The following is a 9,742-nucleotide window of genomic DNA, read 5'->3' on the forward strand; positions in this document are numbered from 1 at the left end:
CACGATCTCCTGCTGTTGGACGAGAGCCTGCCCTACCATCCCAACGCCATGTCCCTGACAGCCTTTGGCGAAAGCGCCGAGCTGTTTACGCAAACGTACTACTCGATTGGCGGCGGTTTCATCATCGAAGCGGCGGAAGCCGAGTCCGGTGTGGCACCGGCCGGCGACGTGGTGCTGCCATACGATTTTTCCAGCGCTGCCGAATTGCTGAGCCTCTGCAAGCAGCACAACTTGCGCGTATCGGAACTGATGATGGCCAACGAACGGGCCTGGCGCAGCGACGCTGAAATCCGTAACGGTTTGCTACACATCTGGTCGGTGATGCGTGATTGTGTCGAGCAAGGCCTGCGCCACGAAGGCATCTTGCCCGGGGGCCTGAATGTGCCGCGCCGCGCCGCGAAATTGCACCGCAGCCTGTTGGAAATCGGCAAGCCGAACGTGATCAGTTCGACGTTGTCGGCGATGGAGTGGGTGAACCTGTTCGCCCTTGCCGTCAACGAAGAGAACGCTGCCGGCGGGCGTATGGTGACCGCACCGACCAATGGCGCAGCGGGGATCATTCCGGCGGTGCTGCACTACTACATGAAATTCAATCCGGACGCGTCTGATGATGACGTAGTCGCGTTCTTCATGGGCGCCGCCGCCGTCGGCATTCTGTGTAAGAAAAATGCCTCGATCTCCGGCGCTGAAGTCGGCTGTCAGGGCGAAGTCGGTTCGGCCTGCGCCATGGCGGCGGCGGGCCTGGCCGAAGTGCTCGGCGCGACCCCGGAGCAACTGGAAAACGCTGCCGAAATCGGTCTGGAACACAACCTCGGCCTGACCTGCGACCCGGTCGGCGGTCTGGTGCAGGTGCCCTGCATCGAGCGCAATGCCATCGCCGCAGTGAAAGCGATCAACGCCACGCAAATGGCCCTGCGCGGCGACGGCAAACATTTCATTTCCCTCGACCGGGTGATCCGCACCATGCGCGATACCGGCGCCGACATGCACGACAAATACAAAGAGACTTCACGGGGCGGCCTGGCCGTGAGCTGGGTGGAGTGCTGACGCGCATTCCCTGACCGCCCCGGCGGGCCGCAACCTGCGGCCCGCCAACCGTGAGCCCGAGCAAAAATAATAACGAGGCAAAAACGATGACCGATGTACGTACACCTGCTGCCGAAAATCCCGCTGTAGATCGCACACGCAACACCGAAATTACCCACAAGAGCTGGAGCAAATCCGACACCACGTGGATGCTCGGTCTGTACGGCACCGCCATCGGTGCCGGCACCTTGTTCCTGCCGATCAACGCCGGTGTCGGCGGTTTCTGGCCGTTGCTGGTTCTGGCGTTGCTGGCGTTCCCGATGACCTTCTTCGCCCACCGGGGCCTGACCCGTTTTGTGCTGTCCGGGCGTTCGGGCGACATCACCGAAGTCGTCGAAGAACACTTCGGCATCGGTGCCGGCAAGCTGATTACCCTGCTGTATTTCTTCGCGATCTTCCCGATCCTGCTGGTGTACAGCGTCGCGCTGACCAACACCCTGAGCAGTTTTCTCGAACACCAATTGCACATCGCCCCGCCACCCCGGGCGATTCTGTCGCTGGCGCTGATTCTCGGCCTGATGGCGATCGTGCGTTGCGGGCAGAACGTGATCGTCAAAGCCATGAGCGTGCTGGTCTATCCGTTCGTCGCAGCCCTGCTGTTGCTCGGTCTCAGCCTGATCCCCAACTGGAACGGCGCATTCTTCGCCAGCGCGCAAGAGTCGATGCCACTGTCGGTGTTCCTCAAAACCCTGTGGCTGGCGATCCCGGTGATGGTGTTCTCGTTCAACCATTCGCCGATCATCTCGGCCTTCGCGGTTGACCAGAAGCAGCGCTACGGCGAGCAGGCCGAACGCAAGAGCAGCGGCATCCTCGCCATGGCCCACGGCATGATGGTGGTGACGGTGATGTTCTTTTGCTTCAGCTGCGTGCTGGCGTTGTCGCCGGCCGATCTGGCAGCAGCGAAGGCGCAGAACATTTCGATCCTGTCGTACCTGGCCAACCACTTCCAGACCCCGGTCATCGCCTACGCCGCGCCGCTGATTGCGCTGGTGGCGATCACCAAATCCTTTCTCGGCCACTACATCGGCGCCAGCGAAGGCTTTCAGGGCATGATCGTCAAGAGCCTGCGCGGTCGTGGCAAGGTGATGTCGGCGAGCTGGCTGAACCGTGCGACCGCGCTGTTCATGATCCTCAGTTGCTGGGCGGTGGCCACGTTCAACCCGAGCATCCTCGGCATGATCGAAACCCTCGGCGGCCCGGTGATTGCCTGCCTGCTGTTCCTGATGCCGATGTACGCGATCCGCCGCGTGCCAGCCTTGCGCCAGTACTCGGGACAGGCGTCGAACGTGTTCGTGGTGCTGATCGGCCTGATTGCACTGTCGGCGATCATCTATTCGGTTCTGCCCTGAAACGGGCCACAAATGACAAAGGCGAGCCATGGGCTCGCCTTTTTTATGCCGTATCCATTGTCCAACAATTTTCCCGGCACAGCCCTTGCTACGCCCTGTGTAGGAGCTGTGTAGGAGCTGTCGAGTGCAACGAGGCTGCGATCTTTTGATCTGCATGACGCACATCAAGACGCAGGAGATCAAAAGATCGCAGCCTGCGGCAGCTCCTACACAGAAGCGCTTGGCGAAATGGCCACGGAATGGCCGATGGTCCGGTATGGCGAACCAACCCGATCACGGCCGGTCAACAACTGCACGTTCAATCAGGCGGTGACGCATCATGGACAACCCTTTTCAGATCATTACCGATGCCTTCGCGCCGGACTATCAGATCAACCTGAGCATTCAGGGGCTGGACGGCAGCATCATGCTGACCCTGTCCAACAGCGGCCGGATCGTCGCCAAACGGATGATCAGCGCCGAACAGCGCAACGATCCTGCGCGGCTCAAACGGCTGGTGCAAAGCATTCAATTCGGCATCGCCATCGAACAGGGCCACAGCGCCATGTCGATCCTCGAAGCGATGACCAGCGGCGACGGATTGCCCCCGCCACCGCAGCAGAGCAACGGCGAGCCTCGGCCGTCGATGGGGCTTTAAAGCTCGCCCTTCTCGATCTCGGGATGTTCACCGGAACCGGCGCCGAGTTTGCGTTGCGGTTTTTCGATCTTCACCGACGGAAACTGCGACGAGGCGTAACGCACCACCAGGATCGAGAACGCCAGCAACAGAATGCCGCCGCACAGGTAGATGATGCCCATGTCCGGCGGGTTGTGGTGCGAGACGTTGGAGATTAGCAGGCGGGTCAGCGCAGTGATCGCCACATAGATCAGAAAGCGCACCGGCATATGATTGGTCTTGAAGTAAATCCCGACCATCGCCCCCAGTTCCAGATAGATGAACAGCAACAGAATGTCATCGATCTTGATGTGGCCCTCTTCGAGCATGCCGAGAAATTCCATCACCGCCGCCCACGCGGTCACCGCACCAATGGCGAACAACGCCAGATAGTGGAAGGTCTCGACGAACAGGTTGCCCAGGGACTCGGCCAGTTGATGCACGTTTTGCCGCAGTTTCTCGGCCCAGTTTATTTTCACGATGATGTTCCTTAGCCCGACTCGGGCGGATGATGCGCGTTGGACGTGACGGTTTTCTGCACGTCTTCAATTTCATGCAGAAAAGAGGCCACGCCATCATGGCGAGCCGGCACCAAACCCGCGCCGTGGCGTTTGGTCGCAGCCCTGCGCCATTGTGGGAGCGAGCCTGCTCGCGAATAGCCGCACCGCGATCCCACTGACAAATCCCGAATCCGGTCTACATTGAAAAGCCACTATCCAAAGCGCAGGGATTCGCTTATCCTTTCGCTGTATATAAATACAGTAGTCGCCAAGACAACTAAATGTGAAGGCATATGAGGTGGTGAATGGCCGTCGAAGTGGTATACCGCAGCAGCCGAGATCTGGAGCGCTTGTTCATGGATAAAGCCGAAGCTGACCGTCATGACAAAATGCTCGAACTGGCCGAGATGCTGTCCGAAGTGTTGCAAAAAGCCGTGCCGTCGCTGAACGAGCAGCAGGTTGAAGAAGTCGGGATCTACATGGCGAAGAACCGCGACGTGTTCGCCAAGGCCTTCAAGAGCCAGCCTGATGCGCTGTCGGAGCTGATCAACGCACCGGCCGAGCCAGTGGCGGAAGTGGCTGATGCAGAAGAGCCTGCTGAAGCACCGGCCAAACCGGCAAAAGCGGTGAAAGCTGCCAAGTAACAACGTTTCTGAATCGAAAAAGATCGCAGCCTGCGGCAGCTCCTACATTGGATTTTCCCTGTAGGAGCTGCCGCAGGCTGCGATTTTTTGCTTTTCAACGATACAAAACCTTCTCCGCCAACTCATCCGCCACCCGCGCCGGCGAACGCTTCTCGGCCTGCGCATGAGCAAACACTTCAGTCAGTCGCGAACTGATCTTCGACAGGTGCGCAGTAATCGTCCCCAGCTCTTCGCCGCGATGCTTGAGTGAAACGTAGATCAGCCCACCGGCGTTGATCACGTAATCCGGCGCATACAGGATACCGCGCCGCTCCAGTTGATCGGCCACATCCAGATGTGTCAGTTGATTGTTGGCCGATCCCGCCACCGCCGAGCAGCGCAACTGGGTGACGGTGTGGCTGTTGAGTACTCCGCCCAGGCCGCACGGCGCGAGGATGTCGCACGGCGTACTGAGCAACGCGTCGTTGGCGATCGGATGGGCGTTGAGCTGTTCCATGGCCAGTTGTACCTTGCCGTGGTCGATGTCGCTGACCAGCAATTCGGCGCCCGCCGCGTGCAGTTGTTCCGCCAGCGCATAACCGACGTTGCCCAGCCCCTGAATCGCTATGCGCAAACCTTCGAGATTGTCGCTACCCAGCCGCGCCATGGCGGTGGCGCGAATCCCGGTGAACACGCCCATTGCCGCGTGCGGTGCAGGGTCACCGGCCGAGGTGGTGCTGGTGACATGCTGGGTCTGCTGGGCGATGCAATCCATGTCAGCCACCGAAGTGCCGCTGTCGATGGCGGTGATGTAGCGACCGTCGAGCTGATTGATGCAGCGACCGAACGCTTCGAACAGTGCTGCGCGGTTTTCCACATGCGCCGGGCGCACGATTACCGCTACCCCGCCGCCCTGATCAAGCCCGGCCAGTGCAGCCTTGTAGCTCATGCCCTGCGCCAGACGAATCGCATCCTCGAGCGCAGATTCGTCATTGGGATAGGCAAGATAACGGCAACCGCCCAGGGCAGGCCCGAGGCGACTGTTATGAATGGCAATGACCGCCTTCAACCCGGTGACCGGGTCAACGCTGAGGTGCAGCGATTCCAGGCGAGTGCTTTGCATGAGAGCGAACATCGGCAGGCTCCCGAATCACTTCTGGTAGACGCCAGTATAGGCTTGCGGCCAAAAATTGCTGAAGCGCACCGGAATAAGCGCCTGCATCGACGATGACTTTGCGGCATAACCACGCCGGTACTGGACGAATGCCGTGCACGGGGCTAAAACGAGGCATGCCCCGGAGATTTTGATGAGTCCGCGCCAACGTTTTTTCGAGTGTCTGCACCGTTCACCGCCCGCGCTGTTCGAAGCGGCGCTGTGGATGGCTGCCGAGCACGAAAAAGGCCTTGATGTCGAAGCGCTGCAAGGAGAGTTCAAGGAGCTGCAGCAGCGCGTCAGCTACGGCTTGCCGATGCTGCCGGTCAGCGAACTGGCGCAGCCATTGCTGCGGCGCATGAATGATCTGGGCTTCGCTAAGGACGATTTTCTGCCGCTGCGTCCGCAGGTCGCGTTGCTGCACAAAGTGTTGCAGACCCGCCGCGGCCAGCCACTGACGCTGTCCTTGATTGCCCTGGAACTGGCGCGCGGTCTGGAGATCCCGCTGGTGGGAGTGAACTTCCCCGGGCATTTCCTGCTGCGAGTACCCGGCGCCGATCACCTGCTGGATCCGTGCGGTGGGCGACGACTTTATCCCAACGATTGTCGCGAGTTATTGCAGCGTCAGTACGGCGCGCACTTGAAACTCAACGCCGAGCATCTGTTGGTCGCTACGCCGTTGCAGATGCTTCAGCGCCTGTCACGCAATCTGCGGCAATTGCATCTGGCGCATGAGGACTACATCGCTGCGTTGATCGATGCCGAACGCGTGCTGGAACTGGGCAGTGCCAGCGCCGCCGATTATCTGGCCCGCGCCAGCCTGTACCAACGCCTCGACTGTCCGAACGCCGAACGTTTCGATCTGGAGCATGCGTTGATGCTCAGTGACGATCCAATTCAGCGTCTGCGCCTGACTGAGCGGCTCGGGCATCTTCCTCCGAATTCCGTTGTTCATTAAAAGCAAAAGATCGCAGCCTGCGGCAGCTCCTACAGGGGAATGTATTTCAATGTAGGAGCTGCCGCAGGCTGCGATCTTTTGCTCTTCAGCTTTTGACCGACACCCCACTTCCAGCAACCGGGACAGAATCGGAAGGCGAACGCACCTGAATGATCAGCAGCGCCGCAACAACCGCCGGAATCGCGCAGAAGAAAAAAATCTGCGCCACTGGAATGTGCATCGCCAGCAACATGCTGCCGAACAGTGGCCCGAGGATCGAGCCGAACCGCCCTACCCCCAGCGCCCAGCCAGTGCCCGTAGCCCGCACATGGGCCGGATAGAAGTTACTGGCAAAAGCGTTTAGCGTCAGTTGCCCACCGATGATGCAGAACCCGGCGGCAAACACGCAGGCCACCAGATAGCGCGGGTTGTCGTGGTTCAGGCCCAGCAGAATCGTGCACAGCGCAGCCCCGGCCAACACTGCGCAGAGCAGTCGCACCTTGCGTTTCAAACGGTCGGCGAACCACGCCATGCACACCGCGCCCAAGGTGCCGGCGAACAGGAACATCGAGGTCACCAGATTGGCTTCATTGAGTTTCAGGCCGCTTTCCAGCAACAGCGTCGGCAGCCAGCTGATCATGAAATACAACAGAATCAGGCTGACAAAAAACGTTGCCCAGATCAGCAGGGTCGGGCGCGCGTAACCATTGCGGAACAACTCCACCACGGTCAGTTTGCTGCCCTGCTCGCGCTCGTTCTGCTCGACGGACGCGGCCGGTGGTTGCCAGTCCGGCAGCATCCGCGCAGTGACTTTGCGCAAGCGTGCATAGGGCGGCGCGTCGCGCAGTAGACGCGGCAGCGATTCCGGCAGCATCCACCACAGGAACGGGAACAGCAGCAACGGCGTGACACCACCGGCAAGAAACACCGCTTGCCAGCCAAAACGGTCGATGAAGCCCGCCGCGACAAAACCACCCGCTGCACCGCCAAAGGAAAAACCGCACGCCGCCAGCGTCACCATCAACGTGCGCAGACGCGGTGGCGAGTACTCCGACATCAAGGCCATGGCGCTGGGCATCGCGCCACCCATGCCGATGCCGCAGATGAAGCGCGCGATCATCAGGGTGTTCAGGGAATCGGCGAACACCATCAGCACCGTGAGGCTGGCGTAGATCAGCACGCAGGCGAGGAGGATTCGCCGTACGCCGAAGCGGTCGGCCAGTGGCGTTACGGCAAGAGAACCGAGGGTCAGCCCCAACAGGTTGGCACTGAAAACAGGCCCGAACGCGGCTTTTTCCAGCCCCCAGTCCTGAGCCAATGCCGGCACCACATAACCCAGCACCTGGGCGTCATAACCGTCAGTGACCAGCAGCAACGCGAGCAGGATCAAGAGCAACCACTGATAACGGGACACAGGACGGGCGTCGAGTGCCGCCCGGAAGCTGGCAATCTGGTTGTGCATCGCAAGGTACCTGTCTTGTTTTTATGATTTTTGTGTACGGCGCTGATCCCTTGTAGGAGTGAGCCTGCTCGCGAAAGCGGTGTGTCAGTCGACATCCTCGTATCTGACACTCCGCTATCGCGAGCAGGCTCACTCCTACATTGGGGCATTGTGAAGCGTTAAGGGGTATCGGGCTGGTTTGCCGGATGCGCCTTGATGAACGCCGGATGCTCCGCCGCCAACGCCGCCACCCGCCGAATCCGCGGATAAGCCTCCAGCGAAACACCGAACCGCTCCGCCGCATACAACTGCGGAATCAGATAAACGTCCGCCACACACGGCCACTCGCCGAAACAGAAACCGCTGTCACCGATCAACTGCTCGACGGTCGCCAGCCCCTGTCCGATCCAGTGCGCAATCCACTCCACCACCTGCGGTTCTTCATGGCCCAACTGACGCAGGCGATTGAGCACGCTGACGTTGTGCAGCGGATGCACATCGCAACCGATCACCGCCGCCACACCGCGTACGTGGGCGCGGGCGGCGAGGTCTTCGGGCAACAACGGCCGTTGTGGATAACGTTCTTCCAGGTACTCGATGATCGCTGGCGACTGAATCAGCAACTCACCGTCATCGGTGCGCAAGGCCGGCACGCGGCCCTGCGGGTTGATCGCCAGATACGCCGCCTGTCGATGCTCGCCACCGGGCGGTGCGATCAGGTTGACCGGCAGCGCGGTGTAGTCGAGGCCCTTCAACGCCAACGCGATGCGCACCCGATAAGACGAGGTGGAGCGGTAGTAGGTGTAGAGATCCATGATCCGCTCCTGTCAGCGCGCCGCCAGCACTTTGCCGCGACATTCGCCGAAGCCGATCGAGGCAAAACCGTCCCGGGCGCAGCGCGCGCGCAGGATGATTTCGTCGCCGTCTTCGAGGAATTTACGCACTTCGCCGGAGGCCAGTTCGATAGGCTTTTTGCCGCCCTCGGTGATTTCCAGCAGGCTGCCGAACTGACCGCTTTCCGGGCCGGACAAGGTGCCGGAACCGAACAGGTCACCGGCCTGCAACTGGCAACCGTTGACGCTGTGATGCGCGACCATTTGCGCGACGGTCCAGTACATGTAGCGGGTGTTGCTCAGGGTCAGGCGATGGGCCGGCAGATTCTGTTCACGCATGGCTTCGGTGAGCAGCAGCACTTCCAGCTCGATGTCGAAAGCGCCGCCGTCCTGATCGCGCTTGTCGAACAGGTAAGGCAGCGGCTGCGGATCACCCTCCGGGCGCGCCGGTTGCGCGGTGCGGAACGGCTCCAGCGCTTCAGCAGTGACAACCCATGGCGAGACGCTGGTGATAAAACTCTTGGACAGGAACGGACCCAGCGGCTGGTATTCCCAGGCCTGGATGTCGCGGGCCGACCAGTCGTTGAGCAGGCAGAAACCGGCAATGTGATCAGCGGCATCGCCGATGGCAATCGACTCGCCCATTTCGTTGCCTTGGCCGATCCAGATGCCCAGCTCCAGCTCGTAGTCCAGTCGTGCGCACGGGCCGAAGGTCGGCTCGCTGGCACCGGCCGGCAATGTCTGGCCTTTCGGACGGCGCACGTCAGTGCCAGAAGCGCGCACCGTGGAGGCGCGACCGTGGTAACCGATCGGCACGTGTTTGTAGTTCGGCAGCAGCGGGTTGTCCGGGCGGAACAGTTTGCCGACGTTCTGCGCGTGCTCGATGCCGACGTAGAAGTCGGTGTAGTCGCTGATGCGCGCCGGCAGGTGCATTTGGCAATCAGCTGCCAGTGGCAACAGTTTTGCGCCCTGGGCTTCAATGGCGCCACGATGGCTGCTGCCCTCGCTGAACAATTCCAGCAAGCGGCTGCGCAAGGCTACGCGGGCTTCGCGACCGAGATCGAAGAAGGCGTTCAGCAGGCCGCCGTGCATGGCTTCGACCGCGCTGCGTGCCGCGCCGTCGAACAGCCCCGCCTCCAGCGCGACTTGCAGATCGAAGATGTGC

The 9,742-nt window shown here is 60.8% G+C and carries 9 protein-coding genes and 1 pseudogene; 5 read left to right on the forward strand and 5 right to left on the reverse strand.

Going from position 1 to position 9,742, the window contains the following annotated elements; all coding sequences use genetic code 11:
• The 3 genes from DBR18_RS18365 to DBR18_RS18375 all read left to right on the forward strand — a co-directional run.
• The coding region (locus tag DBR18_RS18365; RefSeq protein ID WP_108591367.1) for an L-serine ammonia-lyase at positions 1–1,047 on the forward strand (1,047 nt) is incomplete at its 5' end.
• An 86-nt stretch (positions 1,048–1,133) separates the two neighbouring features.
• Positions 1,134–2,435: an HAAAP family serine/threonine permease gene (locus tag DBR18_RS18370; protein ID WP_108591368.1), complete on the forward strand. Its 1,302-nt coding sequence runs from the start codon at positions 1,134–1,136 to the stop codon at positions 2,433–2,435.
• Between the two features lie 319 nt (positions 2,436–2,754).
• Positions 2,755–3,072, forward strand: coding sequence for a DUF3509 domain-containing protein (locus DBR18_RS18375; protein ID WP_108591369.1), 318 nt, complete (start codon positions 2,755–2,757; stop codon positions 3,070–3,072).
• Here the strand turns inward: DBR18_RS18375 and DBR18_RS18380 are convergent.
• Positions 3,069–3,569, reverse strand: a complete 501-nt coding sequence (locus DBR18_RS18380) for a phosphate-starvation-inducible protein PsiE (protein ID WP_003221775.1) — start codon at positions 3,567–3,569, stop codon at positions 3,069–3,071. The genes DBR18_RS18375 and DBR18_RS18380 overlap by 4 nt on opposite strands.
• Positions 3,570–3,895: 326 nt before the next feature.
• Between DBR18_RS18380 and DBR18_RS18385 the strand changes: the two are divergent.
• Positions 3,896–4,150, forward strand: a pseudogene (locus tag DBR18_RS18385) (YebG family protein); the annotation flags it as partial.
• Between the two features lie 178 nt (positions 4,151–4,328).
• On the opposite strand, the gene DBR18_RS18390 reads toward DBR18_RS18385, so the two are convergent.
• Complete coding sequence (locus tag DBR18_RS18390) at positions 4,329–5,348, reverse strand: Glu/Leu/Phe/Val dehydrogenase dimerization domain-containing protein (RefSeq protein ID WP_108591371.1); 1,020 nt, start codon at positions 5,346–5,348, stop codon at positions 4,329–4,331.
• A 172-nt stretch (positions 5,349–5,520) separates the two neighbouring features.
• Here DBR18_RS18390 and DBR18_RS18395 point away from each other — a divergent pair, with 172 nt between their 5' ends.
• A complete protein-coding gene (locus DBR18_RS18395; protein ID WP_108591372.1) occupies positions 5,521–6,324 on the forward strand; it encodes a SirB1 family protein in 804 nt (267 codons plus the stop codon).
• An 85-nt stretch (positions 6,325–6,409) separates the two neighbouring features.
• On the opposite strand, the gene DBR18_RS18400 is transcribed toward DBR18_RS18395, so the two are convergent.
• The 3 genes from DBR18_RS18400 to fahA all read right to left on the reverse strand — a co-directional run.
• Complete coding sequence (locus DBR18_RS18400; RefSeq protein WP_108591373.1) at positions 6,410–7,765, reverse strand: aromatic acid/H+ symport family MFS transporter; 1,356 nt, start codon at positions 7,763–7,765, stop codon at positions 6,410–6,412.
• 158 nt (positions 7,766–7,923) lie between these two features.
• Complete coding sequence (gene maiA, locus DBR18_RS18405; RefSeq protein WP_108591374.1) at positions 7,924–8,559, reverse strand: maleylacetoacetate isomerase; 636 nt, start codon at positions 8,557–8,559, stop codon at positions 7,924–7,926.
• Positions 8,560–8,571: 12 nt separating this feature from the next.
• Positions 8,572–9,742, reverse strand: a 1,171-nt coding sequence (gene fahA, locus DBR18_RS18410; protein WP_108591489.1) for a fumarylacetoacetase, incomplete at its 5' end; no start/stop codon positions are given.

Source organism: Pseudomonas sp. HMWF021, assembly GCF_003061005.1.
GTDB lineage: Bacteria > Pseudomonadota > Gammaproteobacteria > Pseudomonadales > Pseudomonadaceae > Aquipseudomonas.